Raw genomic sequence first — 20,147 nt, 5'->3', positions numbered from 1 at the left:
TGCAGAACTACTTCCAGAGCTTGCAACGCGACTCTGCCTTCGTCCCGAACGCCTGCTCGCCGGGAATCGTCGCGGTGACCTTGTAGTAGTCCCACGGCTCCTTCGATTCCGACGGCTTCTTCACTTCCATCAGGTACATGTCGTGGATCATGCTGCCGTCTTCGCGAATGTAGCCCTTCGCGTAGAAGTCGTTGATCTTCGCCTTGTGCAGTTGCTCCATGACCTTGTCGCTGTCGGTCGTGCCCGCTGCCTGCACCGCCTTCAGGTAGGTCGTGACCGCGGAGTAGTCGGCGGCCTGCAAGCTCGACGGCATCTTCTTCATCTTGCCGAAGTAGCGCTGCGCCCACTTGCGCGCTGCATCGTCCTTGTTCCAGTACCAGCTGTCGGTCGCGACGAGACCTTGCGTCGTCTCCAGTCCCAAGCTGTGGATGTCGTTGATAAAGATGAGCAGCGCGGCGAGCTTCATCGTCTTCGTGACGCCGAATTCCTTTGCGGCCTTGATCGAGTTGATCGTGTCGCCGCCCGCGTTCGCGAGGCCGAGCACTTGCGCCTTCGACCCTTGCGCCTGCAACAGGAACGACGAGAAATCCGACGCGGACAGCGGATGACGCACCGCGCCGAGCACCTGTCCGCCGTTGGCCTTCACCACGTCGGACGTGTTCTTTTCGAGCGCCTTGCCGAACGCGTAGTCGGCGGTGAGGAAGTACCACGACTTGCCGCCCTGCTTGGTCACGGCCGAGCCCGTGCCCTTCGCGAGCGCCATCGTGTCGTAGGCGTAGTGGACCGTGTACGGCGAACACTGCTCGTTGGTCAGGTTGTCCGCGCCCGCGCCGATGTTGATGTACGGCGTCTTCTTCTCTGCCGCGACCTGCGCGGTGGAAAGCGCCGTCGCCGAGTTTGTGCCGCCGATGATGACGTTCACGCCGTCGCGGTCGATCCATTCGCGCGAACGCGAGGCCGCGATGTCCGCCTTGTTCTGGTGATCCGCGTAGACGAGTTCGATCGGCTTGCCGTTGACCTTGCCGCCGAAGTCGGCGATCGCCATGCGGATCGCTTCGAGGCCACCTTGACCGTCGATGTCGGCATAGAGACCCGACAAGTCCGTGACGAAGCCGATCTTCACCGTATTGCCGTCGGCGGCCTGAGCGCTGCCCGCCGTCAATGCAACGCCCGCCGCCGCAGCCGCAAAGCAAAGGGAAGAGAGGCGCGCGAGAGTCTTCTTTTTCATTCCAGTCTCCATGGGTTTATGGTTGTTGCTTGTGCGCTTGCCGCGCATGCACGCGCGCGGCGCTGGTGCTGAGCCACTGCGAACCGTTGAACGGTCACACCCCGAGCAGTTCGTGCAGCACCGGCATCTTCGCTTCGAGTTCCCCTGCGTTGAAATGCTCGACGATATTCCCGTGCTCCATCACATAGAAGCGATCGGCGAGCGGCGCCGCAAAGCGAAAATTCTGTTCCACCATCACGATCGTGTAGCCGCGCGACTTGAGCATCAGGATCATGCGCGCGAGCGCCTGCACGATCACGGGCGCGAGCCCTTCCGAGATCTCGTCGAGCAGGAGCAGGTTCGCGCCGGTGCGCAGGATGCGCGCGACCGCGAGCATCTGCTGTTCGCCGCCCGAGAGCCGCGTGCCCTGGCTCGCGCGGCGTTCCGCGAGGTTCGGGAACATCGAATAGATCTCGTCGAGCGACATGCTGGCCTTCTCGTCGCCGACGAGCGGCGGCAGCATGAGGTTTTCCTCGCACGAGAGGCTCGAAAAGATTCCGCGCTCTTCCGGGCAATAGCCGATGCCGCAATGCGCGATCTTGTGCGTCGGCATGCCGATGGTTTCGCGCCCGCCGACGCGGATCGATCCGGTGCGGCGGCCGGTGAGGCCCATGATCGCGCGCAGCGTCGTGGTGCGTCCGGCGCCGTTGCGTCCGAGCAGCGTGACGACTTCTCCGCGATTCACCTTCAGGTCGACGCCATGAAGGATGTGCGATTCCCCGTACCACGCCTGGAGCCCGGCGATTTCGAGCGCGGGATCGTTGCCCGTTGCGCCGCGCTTGTCGAGCGGGCGTCGTTCCTCCACGATCGTGCTCATGCGTGCGCTCCTGTCAGCGCGGCGTCGGCGCTGCCCATGTAGGCTTCCATCACGAGCGGATTCTTCGACACTTCTGCGTAGTTGCCTTCGGCCAGCACTTCGCCGCGTTGAAGCACCGTGATGGTGTCGGAGATGCCGGCGATCACGTTCATGTTGTGCTCGACCATCAGGATCGTGCGGCCGACCGAGACTTTCTTGATGAGCGCCGTCACACGATCGACATCTTCGTGGCCCATGCCTTGCGTCGGTTCGTCGAGCAGCATCAGTTCGGGCTCCATCGAGAGCGTGGTCGCGATTTCGAGCGCGCGCTTGCGACCATACGAGAGTTCGACTGTCTTCGTGTCGGCGAAATCGGTCAAGCCCACTTGCGTGAGCAGGTCCATCGCGCGGTCGTTGAGGCTGTCGAGCGAGCGCTCGCTGCGCCAGAAATGGAACGACGTGCCGAGTTGCCGTTGCAATCCGATGCGCACGTTTTGCAACACGGTCAGGTGCGGAAAAACGGCGGAGATCTGGAACGAGCGGATCACGCCGCGTCGCGCGATATGCGCGGGACGTTCGCGCGTGATGTCAGTGCCGTTGAAGACGATTTGTCCGGCGGTCGGTTCGAGGAATTTCGTGAGCAGGTTGAAGCAGGTCGTCTTGCCCGCGCCGTTCGGTCCGATCAGCGCATGGATCGAGCCGCGGCGCACGCGCAGGTTCACGCCATTCACGGCGGTGAAGCCTTTGAATTCTTTTGTGAGGCCACGCGTTTCCAGAATCGTGTCGCCGAGAATCATGTCCCCTTCCATGCGAAGTGAGGGCGAAGCAAAGTGTTCGCCCGCGCGTTGTTTTGGTTTCTTCGCGCGTGCCCGAACGTGCCCGAACGTGCGTTAGTCAGGATCTTCGGTGCTGTCGCCGCGGATTGCGTGCTGCACAAACACAGCACGCGACAAACCGGGTAAGCATTGGCCCGGTGCCATTGTCGCGCCAATGATGCAGCGCAATCATCGGGATTTGCACTTAGTAAGCTGGGACGATTTAGAGCGCTTATTCCAACGTCAGCAATACAAATGATGCGTCGGATAAAGAAATGCGAGCGGCCCCGCGAGAGGGGCCGTTTCGACAATGGCGCGACGATTGCTGACGCAGGCCGGTCAGCGAGCTGTCGCGCGTGTCATGCAAGCGCGGTCGCGATCACTTCCTGCACATCGACACGGCGCCGGTCCGCGCGGATCATTTCGCTTGCACGTTCCGCGATCATGAGTGTCGGCGAGTTGGTGTTACCCGATGTGATGGTCGGCATGACCGATGCATCCACGATGCGCAGTCCGCGCAGCCCGATCACGCGCAGGCGGCTGTCGACCACGGCGGCGGGATCATTGTCGGCGCCCATGCGGCACGTGCCGACCGGATGGAAGATGGTCGTGCCGATCTTGCCGGCCGCCTGGGCGAGTTCCTCGTCGGTCTGGAAAGCGATACCCGGGAGGATCTCCTGCGGCGAATAGCGCGCGAGCGCCGGTGCCGCCGCGATGCGCCGCGTGAGGCGCAGCGCATTGGCGGCAACCTCGCGATCGCGCTCCGTCGACAGATAATTCGGTGCGATCAGCGGCGCCTTGTGCGCATCGGGCGAGGCGATGTGCACGCTGCCGCGCGAGGTCGGACGCAACGGACACACCGACGCCGTGAACGCATTGAACGCATGCAGCGGTTCACCGAAGCGGTCGAGCGACAGCGGCTGCACGTGATATTCGAGGTCGGGCCGCGTGATCGACGCGTCGCTTGCATTGGACTTCGCGAACGCGCCGAGCTGCGACGGCGCCATCGACATCGGACCGCTGCGCATGAGCGCATATTGCAGTCCGATGAGAAGCTTGCCCCACCAGTGTGCGGACAGCGTGTTGAGCGTGCGCACGCCGTTCACCTTGTAAGCCATGCGCAACTGCAGATGGTCCTGCAGGTTTTCGCCGACGCCGCGCAGATCGCGCACCACGTCGATGCCGAGCCGCTGCAGCCGCGCGCCATTGCCGACGCCGGACAGTTCGAGGATCTGCGGCGAATTCACCGCGCCCGCGCTCAGGATCACTTCGTAGCGCGCCTTCGCGAGGTAGTCGACATCGCCGCCGCGATAATCCACGCCGACGCAGCGATTGCCTTCGAAGATGAGCCGCTGCGTATGGGCGCCCGTGATCGTCGTCAGGTTCGGGCGCTTCATCGCGGCGCGCAGGAAGGCCTTCGACGCGTTCCAGCGGATGCCGCTCTTCTGGTTCACGTCGAAATAGCCGACGCCCGTGTTGTCGCCGCGATTGAAGTCGTCGGTGGCGGGGATGCCGGTTTGCTGCGCGGCCTGCGAAAACGTTTCGAGGATCTTCCACTTGAGCCGCTGCTTCTCGACCCGCCATTCGCCGCCCGCGCCATGGAATTCGCTCGCGCCGCCGTGGTGATCTTCGCTGCGCCTGAAGACCGGCAATACCGAATCCCACGACCAGTTGGGGTCTCCCGTGATGTGCGCCCAGTCGTCGTAGTCCTCGCGCTGGCCGCGCATGTAGATCATGCCGTTGATCGACGAGCAGCCGCCGAGCACGCGTCCGCGAGGATAAGAAAGCGCGCGGCCATCGAGACCCGGCTCGGCTTGCGTCTTGTAGAGCCAGTCGGTGCGCGGGTTGCCGATGCAATACAGATAGCCGACCGGCACGTGAATCCAGTGATAGTCGTCCTTGCCGCCGGCTTCGAGCAGCAGCACGCTCACTTCGGGATCTTCGCTCAGGCGGTTCGCCAGCACGCAGCCGGCCGTTCCCGCGCCGACGATGATGTAGTCGAATTCGCCTTCGAGCTTTCGCGCGTTCTGTTTCATTCTTGTCTCCTTGTCGGGCAGCGTTGGCGCTTACCCTGCTCTCATGCAGAGCGTTCTTATTTCGCAACCGGCATCGTGAACTCCGCGCCCTTCGCGATGCTGTCCGGCCAACGCTGCATCACGCTCTTGTAGCGCGTGTAGGAGCGCACACCTTACTCGCTGTAGGCGTGGTGGTCACCGAAGAGCGAGCGCTTGCAGCCGCCGAACGAGTGCCATGCCATCGGCACCGGCATCGGCATCGGCACGTCGATGCCGACCTGAACACCTTGCGTTCTCGCGCGTGCCTTCGGTTCGCCGACCACCGGTGAAATGCGTCAGCCCGGCAGCGCGCGTTTCGCTGTTATGCGTCTCGCTCATGTGCCGGCCTTTGACCGATGAAGAAGCGTACTGCCGCAGCCGTCCCCGAATCCAATGAGATATGTTCAACAGAGATATAAGACGCGCTAATATCAGCGCATGGACTACACCCTACTCCGCGCTTTCGTCACGGTGGCCCGCGAAGGCAATCTCACGCGGGCGGCCGCACATCTGCATCTGACGCAGCCCGCCGTGAGCCTGCAAATCAAGAATCTGCAGGAGTTGCTCGGCATCGGACTGTTTTCGCGGACCTCGCACGGGCTGCTGCTCACGCGCGACGGCGAAGCGCTCCTGCCGCACGCCGAACGCGCGCTCGCGGCGGCGAACGAGGTCCAGCGCGCCGCCTCCGCACTGCGGCACGAAGTGCGCGGACGGCTGCGCATCGGCACGATTCTCGATCCGGATTTCCTGCGGCTCGGCGGATTCCTGCGGCAACTCGTCGAAACCCATCCGCAGATCGAGACGGCGCTCAGGCACGGCATGTCCGGCTGGGTGCTGGAGCGCGTGAAGGCGCGCGATCTGGACGTCGGGTTCTATATCGGCGATCCGGACACGGACGATCCGCGCGACGCCGGTCGGTTTCACGTCGTAACGCTGACGTCGTATTTGTATCGCGTGCTGGCGCCGGCCGGCTGGCACAACCGCGTGAACAAGGGCAAGCGCGACTGGGCGGCGCTCGCCAAGCTGCCGTGGATCTGGACGCCGCCCGAATCGGCGCACAACCGGCTGCTCTCGCGCGTGTTCGCGGCGGCGGGCGCGACGCCGGTGATCGTCGCGGAGGTGGATCAGGAGCCGTCGATGCTCGATCTCGTGAAATCGGGCGTCGGCCTCACGCTCGCCCGCGATTCGATCGCGCTCGCGCAGGCGCATGCGCACGCGCTGACGATCGTCGAAGGGATGACCGTGCCGACGCAGCTCTCGTTCATCGCGCTCGCCGAGCGTCGCGAGGAGCCGGTGATCGCGGCCGCGCTGCGCCTGATCGACGATCAATGGTCGAGGTGAGCGCCGGTTCAAGCGCCGGTCATCGAAACTTTGCTAGTCTGAGTCTCTTTCTCCAATCGGCTTCCAGGAGCTTTTGCCCATGGCACGCAACATCGAAATCAAGGCCCGCGCCCATCAGTTCGACGCGCTTCGCGAACGTGCCGCCGCACTCGCTCCCGACGCACCGCTCATTTTTCGCCAGCAGGACTTTTTCTACGACGTCCCGACCGGACGCCTGAAGCTGCGCCAGTTCGACGATGGCACGCCGTCCGAGCTGATCTTCTATCAGCGCGACGACCGCGATGGTCCGAAAGTCTCCTATTACTCGCGCAGCCCGGTGACTAACGCCGAAGCGATGCACACGCTGCTCGCGCAGGCACTGACGACGCGCGGCATCGTCTCGAAGGAGCGTCACGTCTACCTGGTCGGGCGCACGCGCATTCATCTGGACCGGGTCGACGGTCTGGGCGATTTCATCGAACTGGAGGTGCTGCTCGGCCAGGACGACGACGAAGCCGCCGGCGAGCAGGAAGCGCACGAGATGTTCGCGCGGCTGGGCATCGGAGAGAGCGACCTGGTGCCGGTCGCTTACGTGGATTTGCTCGCGCAGCCGGCGTGAGTCAGGACGCGGTGTCGCTGCCGGAGAGATGTCCGAGCGGCAGCGGCCCGTTGCGCTTGAACGTGGTCAGCACGATGTTCGAGCGCACGCTGTCGACGCCCGGCACGCGCATCAGCTTCTTCATCACGAACGACGAAAGCGCGGAAAGATCGGGCGCGACAATGCGCAACAGATAGTCGGCGTCACCGACCGTTGCGTGGCATTCGAGCACTTCCGGCAGCGATTCGATCTGCTGCTGGAACTGCTCGATCACGGAATCACCTTGGTGCTTGAGCTTCAGGCTCGTGAACGCCGTCACGCCGAGGCCGAGCTTTTCGGGACGCAACATCACGCGATATCCCTCGATCACGCCCGTCGATTCCAGCCGTTGCAGGCGACGTCCGATCTGCGACGGCGACAGCGGCACTTGCTCGCCGAGCTGCTGATGCGTTGCGCGCCCGAAGCGCTGAAGGACGTCGAGAAGCGCGAGATCGAAGTGATCGAGATCAATCATGAGGAATTTGTGCATGTACCGGCCGAATGCGCGAGTTTAATGCACAGGAGCGCCGAGGCCTAAATCTCGCCCTACATTCGCAAGGTTCGTAACGTCCCTATTACCAACGGTAACAAGCCTGAAAGCGTTCGAAACAGCCAATAATCAGGAAAAATGGGTATTCCGAAAGCAAAATAGCGTGCTTTCGAAAGCTTGAAAGGCCGCCAGGCTTTCACCCGGAAAGGCCTGTCCTCGCCCGCTCGTAAGCTTCCCACGCCGCCCGGGCTTTGGGGTCTAAACGCTCTGCCGGCATCGATGTGGCACGCTGTACAATCAGCAGCGCGTAAGGCCTGGACAGCGCGCTCGCCTCGTCGCACAGACTCAGTTCGTCCCCGCTCGACGGCAAGCGATTGCGCCAGAAGTTGATCGCGGCTTCGAGTTCGTGAATCGGGATGTCGGACATGTCCGGGCAGAAAGTAATCGGTTCACGACTTCCGCGGCCCTGAGCGCCGCGCGTGCCGCCTTTGACGTAAGCGTTTTTGATCTGGCCCGAACCCGCGCCGCCGCGTCGATCCTTCTCGCCGGCCTGGCGCCCGTCCGAGCTCAACCCATTGTACTTGAGCGACTTTCATGCGAATCCTTCTGATCGAAGACGACCGCCCCATCGCGCGCGGTATCCAAAGCAGCCTGGAACAATCCGGCTTCACCGTCGACATGGTTCACGACGGCATCTTCGCCGAGCAGGCGCTTGCGCAAAATCGCCATGAACTGGTGATCCTCGATCTCGGCCTGCCGGGCATCGACGGCATGACGCTGCTCGCGCGCTTTCGCCAGAGCAACCGCCATACGCCGGTCATCATCCTCACCGCGCGCGACGAACTGCACGACCGCGTGCAGGGCCTGAACAGCGGCGCCGACGACTACATGCTCAAGCCATTCGAAGCGCAGGAACTGGAAGCGCGCATTCGCGCCGTGATGCGCCGAAGCGGTCCGCACGGCGACGTGCCGCGTCCCGAAGTGACGCTCGGCGGACTGCGCCTATCGGGTGTCGACCGCCGCATCTTCAACGACGAGAAGCCGCTCGAACTGTCGCCACGCGAATTCGCGGTGCTCGAAATGCTGCTGCTGCGTCACGGCCGCGTCGTCAGCAAGGCGCAGCTTCAGGATCACCTCACGCATTTCGGCGGAGATCTCGGCGATACCGCAATCGAAGTGTATGTGCATCGCGTGCGCAAAAAGCTCGAGAACACGCGGGTGGAGATCGTGACGGTGCGCGGCTTCGGCTATCTGCTGCAGGAAATCCGGCAGGCCGCGTGAGCGCCTGTCCGTAGAACGCCGTGCGATTCCCCACCCGGCGCGCGAGCGACGAACGTTTCGCTCGCGACGACTGGCTTCACCTGGCGCGCACGAAGGTGACCAGTACTTCCCCTCCGCCGAGCCTCCGGCGGTCCCTGCTGCGCCGTCTCGCGGCGCCGCTGTCCCTGCTCGCGCTGATGAGCGGACTGATGGCGTACTGGCTCGCGTGGCAGTACACGCAGCACGTCGTCGACCGGTCGCTCGCCGATCTCGCCACCGCCATCTCGCGGCAAATTCAGCTGGCCGGCGTCGATGCGCCCGTGACCGTGCCGCCGCTCGCGCAGGCGATGTTCTCCGATCCCGTCGAGCAACTGATCTACCGCATCAGCGACGGCGAGAACGAAATCGCCGGCGAGCCCGATCTGCCGCTGACCGGCACGAGCGTGCGCCGCATCCATTACGCTTATGTCTTTGAGACGCACTACCAGGGCACGAGCGTGCGCGCGGCGCAGGTGCGCGTCGACCAGCCGCACGGCAATCCGATCGTCGTGGAAGTGGCGCAGCGCGTCGGCTCCCGATACCGGATCGCGGTCGAGTTTCTGGTCGCGATCATGATGCCGCTTCTGCTGCTGCTGCTCGCGGGCTGGGTGATCGTGTGGCGCGTTGTGAACCAGCAGCTCAATCCGCTGACCGATCTCGCCGATACGCTCAACCAGCAGACCCACACGTCGCTCGAGCCCGTCGACGAAACGCTCGTGCCGGTCGAAATCCGGCCGCTCACGAGCGCGATGAACGCGCTGCTCGATCGCCTGAAAACCGCGCTCGATGCGCAGCGCAAGTTCATCGCCGACGCCGCGCATCAGTTGCGCACGCCGCTCACCGCCGTGAAGCTGCACGCCGATCAGGCGATGACCGTCCGCGATCCGGCGAAGGCGCTCGAAGCGGTGAAGGAACTGCGGGCCTCCGCCGATCGCGCGGTGCGGCTGTCCAATCAGTTGCTGTCGCTCGCGCGCGCGGAACCGGGCGAACAGGCCGCGCGCTTCGCCGATTTCGACCTCGCCGCGCTCGCGTTCGAAACCGGCGCGGAATGGGTGCCGCGCGCGCTCGCCGCCGGTGTCGATCTGGGCTTCCAGCACCTCGACGATCCCGACAACGAACATCCGCTGATCGTGCGCGGCAATGTCGTGCTGGTGCGCGAGGTGATCGCGAACCTGATCGACAACGCGCTCAAGTACATTCCGCCGTTCCGCCAGGACGGCGCGCGCGTGACCGTGAGCGTGACAGCATCGCGCGACGAGGCGGGCCGGCCCTTCGGCGAGATCGTGGTGGAAGACAACGGCCCGGGCGTGCCGCACGACCAGCAGCCCGATCTCTTCAAGCGCTTCTTTCGCGGCGACGGGCAGACCATCGAAGGCGGCGCCGGCCTGGGACTTGCGATCGTCCACGACATCATGGCGCTGCACGGCGGCAGCGTGCATTACGAAGACGCGCCCGAAGGCGGCGCCTGCTTCGTCGTGCGCATGCCGTTGAAGCCACGCGCGCCCGCAGCGGCGAGCGCCGCATAAAAAAATGCCACGGCATCGCTGCCGTGGCATTCGCTCTGACTAAGAGCCCGGACAACACCCGGAAGCGCCGAAGACCCTACTTCTTCTTCAGCGCGAGCATCGTTCCCCGGCACTTCTTCGATCCGCAACGGCACTCGTATTCCTTCTTGAGCTTCTTCGTGATGCGACCGTCGATGACGAGACCGTAGTCGTAGTACAGCTCTTCATCCGGCTGGATGTCGCGAAGCGCGTGAATGAATACGCGGCCTTCCACTTCCTCCGCTTCGCAATTCGGCGCGCAGGAGTGGTTGATGTATTTCGCGCTGTTGCCGTCGATCTTGCCGTCGATCACGTGGCCGTCGTCGAGCGCGAAGTAGAACGTGTGGTTCGGTTCCTCCGGATTGTGCGGATGACGGCGCAGCGCCTCTTTCCACGAGATGCGCTCGCCCTTGTATTCCATCACCTGCTCGCCCGCCGCAATCCGCCTCGCGGCAAACACGCCCTTGCCATGCACGCCCGAGCGGCGAACGGTGACCCTGCGTGAACTCATCGAATGAATCCTTAAATAACGATCGGTGGGGAGGGTTGAGTGAAGCCCGCGCCGCCGCTTCGCGCGCGCGTCCCATCGGAGACGCGGAAGGCGTGCATTGGTCAAGCGGGATGAAAAAAACGCGGCGGCCTGATAGGCGCCGCGTTCATCTTGCCCGGCGCATGGTGCGCTCGAACATTCGGCATCGTACACGGTAGGCGCGTTCGAATTCAACCGTCCGCGGCGCGCCTTCGGGCGACACGCATCGCAACGACTCAGCGCTGCCCGAACGAGATATCGCCGAAGAGCGCCTTCTGGTCGCGCGGCTGCGAGCGCCAGTATTGCGGCGGCGCCTCGACCGTCGCGCCCAGTTGCGCGGCCGCGTGCCACGGCCAGCGCGGGTTGTACAGCAGCGCCCGGGCGAGCGCGATGAAATCGGCCTGGCCGCTCTCGATGATCTCTTCCGCATGCATCGGATCGGTGATGAGACCGACGGTGATCGTCGGAAGGCTCGTCGCTTCCTTCACGGCCTTCGCGAACGGCACCTGATAGCCGGGGTTGAGCGGAATCTTCTGCAACGGCGACACGCCGCCCGACGACACATCGATCCAGTCGGCGCCGCGCTGCTTCAGTTCGTTGGCGAACGCGACGGTGTCTTCGATGTCCCAGCCGCCGTCGACCCAGTCCGACGCCGAGACGCGCACGCCGACTGGCCGGTCGTCCGGAAACACGGCGCGGATGGCGTCGAAGACTTCGAGCGGGAAGCGCATGCGGTTTTCGAGCGAGCCGCCGTATTCATCGGTGCGCTGGTTCGCGATCGGCGAGAGAAACTGATGCAGCAGATAGCCGTGCGCCGCGTGCAGTTCGAGACCGTCGATGCCGAGCCGCGCCGCGCGCTTCGCGGACGCCACGAACGCTTCGCGCACGCGGATGAGCCCAGCGGTATCGAGCGCGAGCGGCGGCGTTTCGCCGTCCTTGTGGGCAATCGCCGACGGTGCGTGCGGCATCCAGCCGCCTTCGGACACCGGAATCAGCTGGCCGCCGTCCCACGGCACGTGGCTCGACGCTTTGCGGCCGGCGTGCGCGAGCTGCATCGTCACGGCGATCTTCGAATGCTTGCGGATCGCGGCGAGCACCGGTTTCAGCGCGGCTTCGGTGGCGTCGTCCCAGAGGCCGAGGTCGCCGGGCGTGATACGGCCGTCGGGCTCGACGGCGGTGGCTTCGATGAACAACATCGCCGCACCTGAAAGCGCGAGGCTGCCGAGGTGGATCATGTGCCATGCCGTGGCTTCGCCGCGTTCGGCCGAATACTGGCACATCGGTGACACGACGATGCGATTGGGAAGCGTGACGCCACGCAGCGTGGCCGGGGAAAACAACGCGCTCATGACGATGTCCGGTGAGGAGAAAGACCAGAATGAGCGATCGAGAATAGCACTTCGTTTTCCTTCCTGCAGACCCCGCGTGCCTCGCTCGAAGCGCTGGGCGTGCTTCAGTCGTCGTCGCTCTGGCTCTTTGGCGTATTGAGCCGGCTCGACCACGATTCGACCTTGCCGCTTTCGAGGCGCTTTGCCGCCGTCTTGCGCCACGACGGCGTCAGCGCGTCGAGCATCGCCATCTGTTCGAGCGACGCGCGGTCGTCGCGATCGACGTAGAGCACGCGCAACAGCCTGTCGACGCTCCATTCGGGATGCGGCCGCGCGAGCCGCTCGACGGCATCGCCCGCGCCCGCGACGCCCGGTTCCAGCACGCGGTAGTACCAGCCCGTGCGGCGCGTGTCCTGCACGCGGCGCGACATGTCATCGCGGGAGAAATGGAGGTTGAGTTTCCAGCACGGCTGCCGAGGCTGCGACACCTGCACGATCGCCGTGCCGATGCGATACACGTCGCCGACACAGACGCCGCTTTCATCGAGACCGCGCGTCGAAAGGTTCTCGCCGAAAGCACCGGGCGCGTCGAAGCGTTCGAGTCCCGCATGGTCCGCGCGCCATTCCTCGCGCCACGCAGCGTAGTGGTCGAACGCATAGTGAAGCAGCGCCTTCTCCGGGCCGCCGTGATGCTTGCGCTCGACCTGTTCGTCGCCGTCGAGACCGGTTTCGCCGATGCACACGCGCGCCAGAACCGGCGTCTTGTGAATCGCGCTGCGCTTGCCCTGCGTTCCGAGCGGCGCGGCCTGGCCGACGAGCACGGCATTAAGAATGATCTGCATGAACTTGCTTAAGACGAAGACTGCGGTTGGCCTAACGCTGGCGGGTGAAATCGAACTGGTCGAGCCATTCGCCGAACATCGCGCGCGCGGCGCGTTCGAGGCCCGGGCCGAAGCGCGCGGTGTCCTCCCGCAGACGCGGCGCGCTCGTCCCGCTTTGCGCGATGTCGCCGGGATACGCCACCAGCCAGTTTTCGAAGCGGTTTGCGAGCACTTCCGGGTGGCACTGCAACGCGAGCACATGCTCTCCCCACGTGAACGCCTGATTCCGGCACGCGGGCGTCGATGCCAGATGTGTGGCGCCCTCGGGGAGATCGAAGGTGTCGCCGTGCCAGTGGAAGACCGGCGTCGCGACGCCTTCCGCTTCCAGATGCCGAAGCGGCGAAGCGCGTCCGGCTTCGGTCAGCGTGAGCGGTTGCCAGCCGAGCTCCTTCTGCTCCGCGGGATAAACCTTCGCGCCGAGCGCGCGCGCGATCAGCTGCGAGCCGAGACAGATGCCGAGCGTCGGCAGCCCCGCCGAGAGGCGCTTTTCGAGCATCGCGAGCAGTGGCGCGAGGTGTGGATAGCTCGCGTCGTCATACGCGCCGATCGGGCCGCCGAGCACGACCATCAGCGACGGATCGAGCGGATTCGGGGCATCGATGCGGCCACGGCCGACGTCGAGATAACGCACGAAATGACCGCGATCGCCCAGTACCAGTTCGAGATTGCCCAGATCTTCGAAATAGACGTGGCGAATCGCCAGGACTTCATGTTTCATCGGCAGGATTCCGTGGCTTGGGGGCGGCGGGTCGAGTCTGCAAGTCGGGTTCGCGAATGCACAACCGGCCGCGGCCCATCAATGGGGCGCGACCGGCACAGTCTAACCGACTCGCAGCAAGCACACATGCCTGCCGGACGGACAAGAGCGGACGGGAACGGACAACGTTCCCGCCAGGTTTTACGCGATCTGGGCGAAAATCTTCCAGCTCTTCTTCTGCGTGGCGATGTCCGCTTCTTCGTATACCGAACAATCCAGACGCAGGTCGGTATCGGCCATCGAAATCTGCAGAAGCGCGCAGCGATGCGGCGTCTTCTTCGGATTCTTGCTCGCCTCGAAGTGCGAACAGGACAGGCACATGCGGTGCGCCGGAATCTGCTCCTGCGTTTCCAGCTGACGGATCGTCTTGAGCAGCGTCCGGTAGAACGCGGCCTGTTCGTCGTCGCGCAGCGTGCCGACCGCCTTCGCGAGGAAATCCGGCCATTGCAGCGCGCGCTTGGCCGCCGTGCGTCCGCGTGCCGTCAGACGGACCGCGAGGGCGCGGCCATCGTCGATCGCGCGACGCTTTTCGACCAGGCCCTTGCCTTCCAGCGTGCTCACCGCATCGCTCGTGGTCGCCGCGGTGAGCGCGGTTTCGCGTGCGATCTCGCCAAGCCGCATCGGCCCCTTGCGCTGCATCAGCAGCACGAGAATTTCACCCTGGGTCGGCGTCAGCCCCGCGCCTTCCGCCCATTCCCATGCCTGGCTGCGCATCGCCGTGCTCAGCCGCAGCAGACCGTGGGTCACCCGCCCCGTGGCCTGCTCTCCGTAAACGCCTTCGCTCATAGTCTTCGCTTCTTGTTCCGCTTATGTGTTTTGACAGCGGGCTCCGCGACCGATTCGCGGGCGTCATGCATGCTCGCCCGGCGAACGGCCGCTGGCTTCGCCGCCGGCCGTTTCCGGCCAACGGTCCCACCGTCTCAAAATTCCGGCGTACCGAACCAACTTCGTACTGCCCAATGGGACGTTGCAACTCTCTTTCGCGCCTTATCGTGTTCTTGCTGGCGCTTTGGTCTTTTCGCTGGCCCGTACCGCAGCCTGCAAAGTCGACATTCTAAGCGACACGGAACAAACGTACACCTTACTTATTCACGCAACACTGTGGATAACCCGTGGGAAAACCGTTCTGTTCCGATGTGCGCGGATTCTTGATAACCCGTCGTCCGCCGCGGCGCGCTCCCGGGATATCCACGAATCCCCCTCGCAACGCGCACCGGGCCCCGTACTTTTCCCCGCGCTACCACTTTGACTTTACAAGGCTTTTTCCCGTTGTCCACAGAAAATGCCGATGCTTGTTAACTACTATTACGTATGTATACGGCCTATTGGATGTAAACCTTAGAGGCGTTCCATCGGCGAAGGTATCCGGTCCCCGGCTGCAAGAATTCGTAAAAAAACCCGCTCGAAAGCGGGTTGATCTGCCGACGCCACATCGCGTCGACGACGTTACTGCCGCCACTGAAGGCACTGCTGGCGCACTGCTTCGTGCAGCGACTTTTCCTTGTCGAACACGCCGCGCAGCCACGTCGCGTCGTTGTTGTTGCCGCGCGCGATGTCGCCGACCATCTTCAGCGCTTCGGTCGAACCGAGCGCTTCGGCGTGCGGCGCGAGGACGTCCAGCGTCTCCAGGATGTCTTCCGCGATGGTGCGGCGCTCGCCCGTCTGCGGGTTGACAGAGACGCCTTCCAGTCCGAAGCGGCACGCCTCGAAGCGGTTGAAGGTGTAGACGAGGTAATCGTCTTCCTTGAGCGTGAGCGGCTTGTCGAGCAGCAGGTAGCGGGAAAGCGTCTGGATGTAGCACGCGATCGCGGCCGCCCGGTCGACCGACAGCGGCGTGTCCATCACCCGCACTTCGATCGTGCCGAAGCCGGGCTTCGGCCGGATGTCCCAGTAGAAGTCCTTCATGCTGTTGACGACGCCCGTGCTCACCATCTTCGAGAAGTATTCCTCGAAGCTGTCCCAGGTGAGCGCGAACGGCGCGCGGCCCGACAGCGGAAACGCGAACACGGAATTCAGGCGCGCCGAGTGAAAACCGGTATCGACGCCCTGGATGTACGGCGACGAAGCCGACAGCGCGATGAAATGCGGAATGAAACGCGACATCGAATGAAGCAGGAAGAGCGCGCTGTTCGGGTCCGGGCAGCCGATGTGAACGTGCTGGCCGAACACCGTGAACTGCTTCGCCAGATAGCCGTAAAGCTCCGAGATGTACTGGAAACGCGGGGTATCGAAGATCTGCCGCTCGCTCCATTGCTGGAACGCGTGCGTGCCGCCGCCGCACAGGCCGACGTTCAGATGGTCGGCCGCGGCGACGAGCGTATTGCGGATCTTGCGCAGGTCGGCGACCGCCTGCTCGTGCGTCGTGCAGATGCCCGTCGACAGCTCGATCATGCTTTCCGTGATCTCGGGCGTGATGTTGCCCGGGATCTTTTCGTCCTTGATGAGACGCATCAGGTCGGAAGCCGCTTTGGTCAGGTCGTAGTCGTGCGTATTGACGACCTGGATTTCCAGCTCGACGCCGAACGTGAACGGTTCAGAGTTGATGAAAGGTTCGAGTGACATGACGCCTCTTGGTTAAGCAATGCTTTTCAATGACTGCATCTGTTTCATTCGCGCCGCTCGCCGACGGCCGACAGGCTCCGGTAGACCACGAACGGCGCCACCACCTGCAGCACGACGATCGAGCACAGCACGATCGCGCGCAGCTTCGGGTCATAGTCGGGATAAAGCACGTACATGTCGTCGACGAGCAGATACGCGAGCGCGGACATCGGCGTGAGCGACACGCCGAGCGCCGCGCCCTGCTTCCAGTTCAGGCCGCTCGGCTTCGCGAAGATCAGCACGCCCGCCAGCTTCCCGACGAAACGCGCGGCGATCAGCGAGAGCGCCGCGACGCCGCCGAGCACGATATCGCCCCATTCGAACGCGGTCAGCGTCAGCGCGAACAGGATCACGGTGAGAAGCCAGCCGGCCGAGCCGAAATGCGCGGGCCAGAGCTGCGGACGCTCGTCGGCGTTCTTCACGATGATGCCGGCGGCGAGCAGCGAGAGAATCGTCGAGAGCTTGAAGAGATGCGCCACCGCGATCGCGAGCAACACGAGCCCGAACAAGGCGACGAACGAATGTTCGTCGCTCACGTTCAGGCGCCGGTACAGCAGATTGCAGGCGCGCGCGAGCACGAACGCGAGCACGAGCGAGCCGATCAGCAGATAGAGCGGCTGCACGATGGTCGCGAACGTGTTGCCGTAGATCTCCTGATGCAGCACGCCTGCGGCGAGCTTTTCCACCACGACCGCATACATGCTGTTGAGCGCGGTCAGTGTAAGGAGACGCTGTGTCACCTGTCCTTCGGCGCGCAGTTCGGTCTTCAGCTGGATCACCATCGCGGGCGAGGTCGCCATCGCGATGGCCGCGATCACGACGGACTGCATCGTCGGAACGTTGCAGAGCATCAGCGCGATGAGGACGAAACCGAACGTCAGCGTGGATTCGGCGATGCTCGACAGGATCAGGTACGGATTGCGGCGAATCCAGCGCAGGTCGAGCCGGCTGCCGAGTTCGAAGAGCAACAGGCCGAGCGCGACGTCGAGGAGCGGGCGCGACAAGCCGGCCGCGCTCACGTCGATCACGCTGAATCCCGCGTTGCCCGCGATCAGTCCGATCACCGCGTAGCCGGTGATGCGCGGCAGGCGCCAGGCGCGCCACAGCAGCTCGCCGCACAGGCCGGCTGCGACGAGCGCGATGCCGGCCCAGAAGATGGCGTCGGGCACCAGCGGCCAGGCGGGTAGAAACGAAAATGCCGAATTCATCGTGTTGGCTTCTCCTTCACAGCTTCCAGCAGATGGAGCACGTGCGCTTTCTCGTGACTTGCGCGTGTACGGCGAAACGCCCGCGAACAAACCGACTCGTCCGGCCTATCGAGCGTTGGTTCAGAGCGTTGGTTCACTCAGGCGAAACGAAATTCGAACCGAACACGGCGTCACGGACAGGCCGTGCATTGATCAGGGCGTGCGTCGGCCGCGCGGCGAGACCCGAGGCGCCCTTCGTCGACACGACGGCGGCCACGCACGGTCCCGGCTCGGAATGCATGGCCGGACACAGTAAACGATGGCGTCGGCATGGGTGATCAGATTCTGACCGCACGACCATCGTTCCGTTGAAGGCGAACACCGCGCGAACGGTGCCGCAGGAAGAAGGGCGATTGTGCCATAGGTGGAAACGCATGACAGTGCGCTGCCAGGTGATTGATTCAATGAGGTAAAACGGACCGCTTCCTGCGTGCGAGACAGGAAAAAAAGACCGCACGCCGCGGCGAACGGCCGGTTTGCCTCTGCCGATGACCCTCGCTTTAGAGGTTTACCTGTTTCCCGTATGTATACGTAGTAGTAGTTAACAAGGCTGCACCGTTTCTGTGGATAACCCAGGTTTACCGCGACCGATCAATGGCTTGAAGAAAGAAAAAGCGGATCGTGAAGGTGTGAGCCGACGCTCCGTAACTCCGAACAACTTTGTCGCGCGGCGCGCCGCGCGCGAGTTGTCCCGTTTACACCCACAAGCCGTTCACAGCGCTTTCGATTCTTCCTCGCGCGGTTATCCACAGGTCCTCGTGGATAACTCCGCGTCCCAGCTCCGCACGCTTACGTGAAATCGCCGTGACGCAACGCGCGCAAGAGAAAACGCGCGGGATCGAGCGCTTCGGCCAGTTCGCGTTCGATCGGCCACGGCTCGCCTTCGATCTGCGAGGCGATCAGTTCCGCAGCAAGCGCCGACCATACGAGCCCGCGCGAGCCGAACGCAAACGCGCCATAAAGACCCGCCGCTCGCGGCAGATCGAGCGGCCATGCGCCAGACAAACGCTTTGCATCCGCGCGTGCGGCGATTTCGTCGGCAAGCTGGCCGATCATCGGCATGCGGTCGCTTGTCACGCAGCGAAACGCGACGCGTCCTTCGAACGGTTGCGTGGCGTCGAACTTCGATGCCGGCAGCATCCGCGCGATACGCTCGAGATTCTCCCGATGGCCCGCCGCGCGGATTTCGCGGTCGGTGCTGTCGATGTCGTAAGTCGCGCCCGTCAGCGTGCGATGCGGCGCGAGCGGCAGCGCGTAGCCGTCGCCGATCACCGGCACGCGCAAGGCGTCGAGCGGCGTGTCGTCGAGGATCGTCAGCTGGCCGCGCACGCTGCGCGTCGGATCGCCGTGCAACGCGGCGAGGCGCTTCGCATCGTGGGCGTTCGCCAGCACCACGATCGGCGCCTGCGCGATCAGCGCTCCGGCGGAATCGAAAGCGCGCCACGCGTGGCCGTCATGCGCCACGCGCGCGACTTCCGTGCCGAAGCGGCGCGTGAGCCGTTCGCCCGAGATCGCGCATTGCGCCGCGCAAACCGAAGCCGGCGAAATGGCGCCGCCACGCGGGAAGAACCAGCCGCCGCGCGCGACCTCGACGCCCGCGATCCGCAACGCGTCCTCGCTTGTCGCGGCGACGGCGTAATCCCGCGGCAAGCCGAAGCGCCCGATTGCATCGGCGATGGCGAGCGCGTCGTCGGGCGAATCGGCGATCTGGAGCAGACCGTCGCGCGTGCGCCGGAGTTCGTGGCCCGCGTCTTCGAGTTCGGTCCAGTGGCGCAGCGCGTACAGAAACGCCGCTCGCGTGAGGCGCGCGGCGATGCTGTCGTCTCGCCAGACGATCGGATGGAACACGCCTGCCGGATTGCCGGATGCGTCGCGGGCGACGTCAGCGTTTCGGTCGACGAGCGTCACGCGCCAGCCGCGCGCGGTGAGGCGCGCGCTCACCGCGCAACCGGCCAGACCCGCGCCGATCACGATGGCATGGCGGTCCCCGTCGATGCTGGCCGGCAGCGGCGGCTCGTGACGGCGCACCCGCCAGCGCGGCGCGAAACGGGCGGTGAGAATCGCTTTCGTCGCAGGATCGCAGACGAAACCGGCCGCTTCCAGCGCGCGTTGCAAGGTCGGCTGCGCTTCGGCGGCGAGCGTCGCGTGATCGGCGGCGACGCGCGCCAACGCCTTACAGGTCGCACTTGGATCGACGGTGCGATCGGCGCGCAGATTGAAGGCGTCGGCGCGCAGCCAGAGCTTGTTCAGCACGTCCGCGTTTTCGCCAACGATAAGCGTCAGTACGACGCGCCCCGCTTCGAACTCCAGCCGATGCACGTTGGCGACGCGCATCGGCCAGGCGTTCGCGAGCAGGGTCGTCAGCGGTCCGACATCCGCGGGAGGTGCCCGGTCGAGCGTGGCGATCGACCCGGCCGAGACGAAATGCAGGCGTTCGCAGCGCGCGGGATCGGCGCGCCATGCGGCCCATGCCGCGAGGAAAGCGCGGCCGTCGCCGAACTGCGTATCGGCAATGGTGAACGTGCGCCGTCGCGCCCAGGCGCGCGGCAAGTCATGGGCTTGCAGGAAGGTATCGGTCATTC

At 64.4% G+C, this 20,147-nt stretch carries 18 protein-coding genes and 1 pseudogene; 4 read left to right on the top strand and 15 right to left on the bottom strand.

Features of this window, described 5'->3' with window-relative positions; all coding sequences use genetic code 11:
- Positions 1–7: 7 nt before the first annotated feature.
- The 5 genes and pseudogenes from AWB66_RS19330 to AWB66_RS19310 form a co-directional block, all read right to left on the bottom strand.
- Positions 8–1,228 (bottom strand): ABC transporter substrate-binding protein, encoded by a 1,221-nt coding sequence (locus tag AWB66_RS19330; RefSeq protein WP_087631782.1) that lies wholly within the window; start codon positions 1,226–1,228, stop codon positions 8–10.
- 94 nt (positions 1,229–1,322) lie between these two features.
- Complete coding sequence (locus AWB66_RS19325; RefSeq protein WP_087631781.1) at positions 1,323–2,084, bottom strand: ABC transporter ATP-binding protein; 762 nt, start codon at positions 2,082–2,084, stop codon at positions 1,323–1,325.
- The gene (locus AWB66_RS19320) at positions 2,081–2,860 is read right to left on the bottom strand and encodes an ABC transporter ATP-binding protein (RefSeq protein ID WP_087631780.1); all 780 of its coding nucleotides are present in this window, start codon (positions 2,858–2,860) and stop codon (positions 2,081–2,083) included. Before AWB66_RS19320 ends, AWB66_RS19325 begins: the two co-directional genes overlap by 4 nt.
- A 377-nt stretch (positions 2,861–3,237) precedes the next feature.
- The gene (locus AWB66_RS19315) at positions 3,238–4,914 is read right to left on the bottom strand and encodes a GMC family oxidoreductase (protein WP_087631779.1); all 1,677 of its coding nucleotides are present in this window, start codon (positions 4,912–4,914) and stop codon (positions 3,238–3,240) included.
- Between the two features lie 56 nt (positions 4,915–4,970).
- A pseudogene (locus tag AWB66_RS19310) lies at positions 4,971–5,150 on the bottom strand (methylmalonate-semialdehyde dehydrogenase (CoA acylating)); the annotation flags it as partial.
- A gap of 220 nt (positions 5,151–5,370) precedes the next feature.
- Here AWB66_RS19310 and AWB66_RS19305 point away from each other — a divergent pair.
- A complete protein-coding gene (locus AWB66_RS19305; RefSeq protein WP_087631778.1) occupies positions 5,371–6,273 on the top strand; it encodes a LysR family transcriptional regulator in 903 nt (300 codons plus the stop codon).
- Between the two features lie 79 nt (positions 6,274–6,352).
- Positions 6,353–6,871, top strand: coding sequence for a class IV adenylate cyclase (locus AWB66_RS19300; RefSeq protein WP_087631777.1), 519 nt, complete (start codon positions 6,353–6,355; stop codon positions 6,869–6,871).
- A 1-nt stretch (position 6,872) separates the two neighbouring features.
- On the opposite strand, the gene AWB66_RS19295 is transcribed toward AWB66_RS19300, so the two are convergent.
- Together AWB66_RS19295 and AWB66_RS19290 are read right to left on the bottom strand one after the other, a co-directional pair.
- The gene (locus AWB66_RS19295) at positions 6,873–7,364 is read right to left on the bottom strand and encodes an Lrp/AsnC family transcriptional regulator (protein WP_200819017.1); all 492 of its coding nucleotides are present in this window, start codon (positions 7,362–7,364) and stop codon (positions 6,873–6,875) included.
- 211 nt (positions 7,365–7,575) lie between these two features.
- On the bottom strand, positions 7,576–7,806 hold the full coding sequence (locus AWB66_RS19290; protein ID WP_087631837.1) for a DUF3717 domain-containing protein: 231 nt from the start codon (positions 7,804–7,806) through the stop codon (positions 7,576–7,578).
- 167 nt (positions 7,807–7,973) lie between these two features.
- On the opposite strand from AWB66_RS19290, the gene AWB66_RS19285 reads away from it, so the two are divergent.
- Both AWB66_RS19285 and AWB66_RS19280 read left to right on the top strand, forming a co-directional pair.
- Positions 7,974–8,660: a response regulator transcription factor gene (locus tag AWB66_RS19285; protein WP_087631775.1), complete on the top strand. Its 687-nt coding sequence runs from the start codon at positions 7,974–7,976 to the stop codon at positions 8,658–8,660.
- Positions 8,661–8,680: 20 nt separating this feature from the next.
- Entirely contained in the window at positions 8,681–10,204 is a 1,524-nt protein-coding gene (locus tag AWB66_RS19280; RefSeq protein ID WP_087631774.1) for a sensor histidine kinase, read from the top strand.
- A 76-nt stretch (positions 10,205–10,280) separates the two neighbouring features.
- Here AWB66_RS19280 and AWB66_RS19275 read toward each other — a convergent pair whose 3' ends face one another.
- The 8 genes from AWB66_RS19275 to mnmC all read right to left on the bottom strand — a co-directional run bounded on the left by AWB66_RS19275 (position 10,281) and on the right by mnmC (position 20,145).
- A complete protein-coding gene (locus AWB66_RS19275; RefSeq protein ID WP_087631773.1) occupies positions 10,281–10,733 on the bottom strand; it encodes an SET domain-containing protein in 453 nt (150 codons plus the stop codon).
- 254 nt (positions 10,734–10,987) lie between these two features.
- Positions 10,988–12,100: an NADH:flavin oxidoreductase/NADH oxidase gene (locus AWB66_RS19270; protein ID WP_087631772.1), complete on the bottom strand. Its 1,113-nt coding sequence runs from the start codon at positions 12,098–12,100 to the stop codon at positions 10,988–10,990.
- A gap of 104 nt (positions 12,101–12,204) precedes the next feature.
- A complete protein-coding gene (locus AWB66_RS19265; protein WP_087631771.1) occupies positions 12,205–12,921 on the bottom strand; it encodes an MOSC domain-containing protein in 717 nt (238 codons plus the stop codon).
- A 31-nt stretch (positions 12,922–12,952) separates the two neighbouring features.
- Positions 12,953–13,678, bottom strand: a complete 726-nt coding sequence (locus AWB66_RS19260) for a glutamine amidotransferase (protein WP_087631770.1) — start codon at positions 13,676–13,678, stop codon at positions 12,953–12,955.
- Between the two features lie 180 nt (positions 13,679–13,858).
- Positions 13,859–14,503, bottom strand: coding sequence for a MarR family winged helix-turn-helix transcriptional regulator (locus AWB66_RS19255; RefSeq protein WP_087631769.1), 645 nt, complete (start codon positions 14,501–14,503; stop codon positions 13,859–13,861).
- Between the two features lie 660 nt (positions 14,504–15,163).
- A complete protein-coding gene (locus AWB66_RS19250) occupies positions 15,164–16,279 on the bottom strand; it encodes a YbdK family carboxylate-amine ligase (RefSeq protein ID WP_087631768.1) in 1,116 nt (371 codons plus the stop codon).
- A 44-nt stretch (positions 16,280–16,323) separates the two neighbouring features.
- Positions 16,324–17,526, bottom strand: a complete 1,203-nt coding sequence (locus tag AWB66_RS19245) for a cation:proton antiporter (RefSeq protein WP_087631767.1) — start codon at positions 17,524–17,526, stop codon at positions 16,324–16,326.
- 828 nt (positions 17,527–18,354) lie between these two features.
- The gene (gene mnmC, locus AWB66_RS19240; protein ID WP_087631766.1) at positions 18,355–20,145 is read right to left on the bottom strand and encodes a bifunctional tRNA (5-methylaminomethyl-2-thiouridine)(34)-methyltransferase MnmC2/FAD-dependent 5-carboxymethylaminomethyl-2-thiouridine(34) oxidoreductase MnmC1; all 1,791 of its coding nucleotides are present in this window, start codon (positions 20,143–20,145) and stop codon (positions 18,355–18,357) included.
- Positions 20,146–20,147 lie beyond the last annotated feature (2 nt).

The sequence above is a fragment of the Caballeronia telluris genome (assembly GCF_001544495.1).
In the GTDB taxonomy this organism is placed as follows: Bacteria; Pseudomonadota; Gammaproteobacteria; order Burkholderiales; family Burkholderiaceae; genus Caballeronia; species Caballeronia telluris.
This window is presented reverse-complemented; position numbering and strand designations above follow the sequence as displayed.

What these genes read in the sequence shown, in the direction of transcription:
- AWB66_RS19330 (WP_087631782.1), bottom strand. Translation starts at nt 1,228, where the DNA reads ATGAAAAAGAAGACTCTCGCGCGCCTCTCTTCCCTTTGCTTTGCGGCT.
- AWB66_RS19325 (WP_087631781.1), bottom strand. Translation starts at nt 2,084, where the DNA reads ATGAGCACGATCGTGGAGGAACGACGCCCGCTCGACAAGCGCGGCGCA.
- AWB66_RS19320 (WP_087631780.1), bottom strand. Translation starts at nt 2,860, where the DNA reads ATGATTCTCGGCGACACGATTCTGGAAACGCGTGGCCTCACAAAAGAA.
- AWB66_RS19315 (WP_087631779.1), bottom strand. Translation starts at nt 4,914, where the DNA reads ATGAAACAGAACGCGCGAAAGCTCGAAGGCGAATTCGACTACATCATC.
- AWB66_RS19305 (WP_087631778.1), top strand. Translation starts at nt 5,371, where the DNA reads ATGGACTACACCCTACTCCGCGCTTTCGTCACGGTGGCCCGCGAAGGC.
- AWB66_RS19300 (WP_087631777.1), top strand. Translation starts at nt 6,353, where the DNA reads ATGGCACGCAACATCGAAATCAAGGCCCGCGCCCATCAGTTCGACGCG.
- AWB66_RS19295 (WP_200819017.1), bottom strand. Translation starts at nt 7,364, where the DNA reads ATGATTGATCTCGATCACTTCGATCTCGCGCTTCTCGACGTCCTTCAG.
- AWB66_RS19290 (WP_087631837.1), bottom strand. Translation starts at nt 7,806, where the DNA reads ATGTCCGACATCCCGATTCACGAACTCGAAGCCGCGATCAACTTCTGG.
- AWB66_RS19285 (WP_087631775.1), top strand. Translation starts at nt 7,974, where the DNA reads ATGCGAATCCTTCTGATCGAAGACGACCGCCCCATCGCGCGCGGTATC.
- AWB66_RS19275 (WP_087631773.1), bottom strand. Translation starts at nt 10,733, where the DNA reads ATGAGTTCACGCAGGGTCACCGTTCGCCGCTCGGGCGTGCATGGCAAG.
- AWB66_RS19270 (WP_087631772.1), bottom strand. Translation starts at nt 12,100, where the DNA reads ATGAGCGCGTTGTTTTCCCCGGCCACGCTGCGTGGCGTCACGCTTCCC.
- AWB66_RS19265 (WP_087631771.1), bottom strand. Translation starts at nt 12,921, where the DNA reads ATGCAGATCATTCTTAATGCCGTGCTCGTCGGCCAGGCCGCGCCGCTC.
- AWB66_RS19260 (WP_087631770.1), bottom strand. Translation starts at nt 13,678, where the DNA reads ATGAAACATGAAGTCCTGGCGATTCGCCACGTCTATTTCGAAGATCTG.
- AWB66_RS19255 (WP_087631769.1), bottom strand. Translation starts at nt 14,503, where the DNA reads ATGAGCGAAGGCGTTTACGGAGAGCAGGCCACGGGGCGGGTGACCCAC.
- AWB66_RS19250 (WP_087631768.1), bottom strand. Translation starts at nt 16,279, where the DNA reads ATGTCACTCGAACCTTTCATCAACTCTGAACCGTTCACGTTCGGCGTC.
- AWB66_RS19245 (WP_087631767.1), bottom strand. Translation starts at nt 17,526, where the DNA reads ATGAATTCGGCATTTTCGTTTCTACCCGCCTGGCCGCTGGTGCCCGAC.
- mnmC (WP_087631766.1), bottom strand. Translation starts at nt 20,145, where the DNA reads ATGACCGATACCTTCCTGCAAGCCCATGACTTGCCGCGCGCCTGGGCG.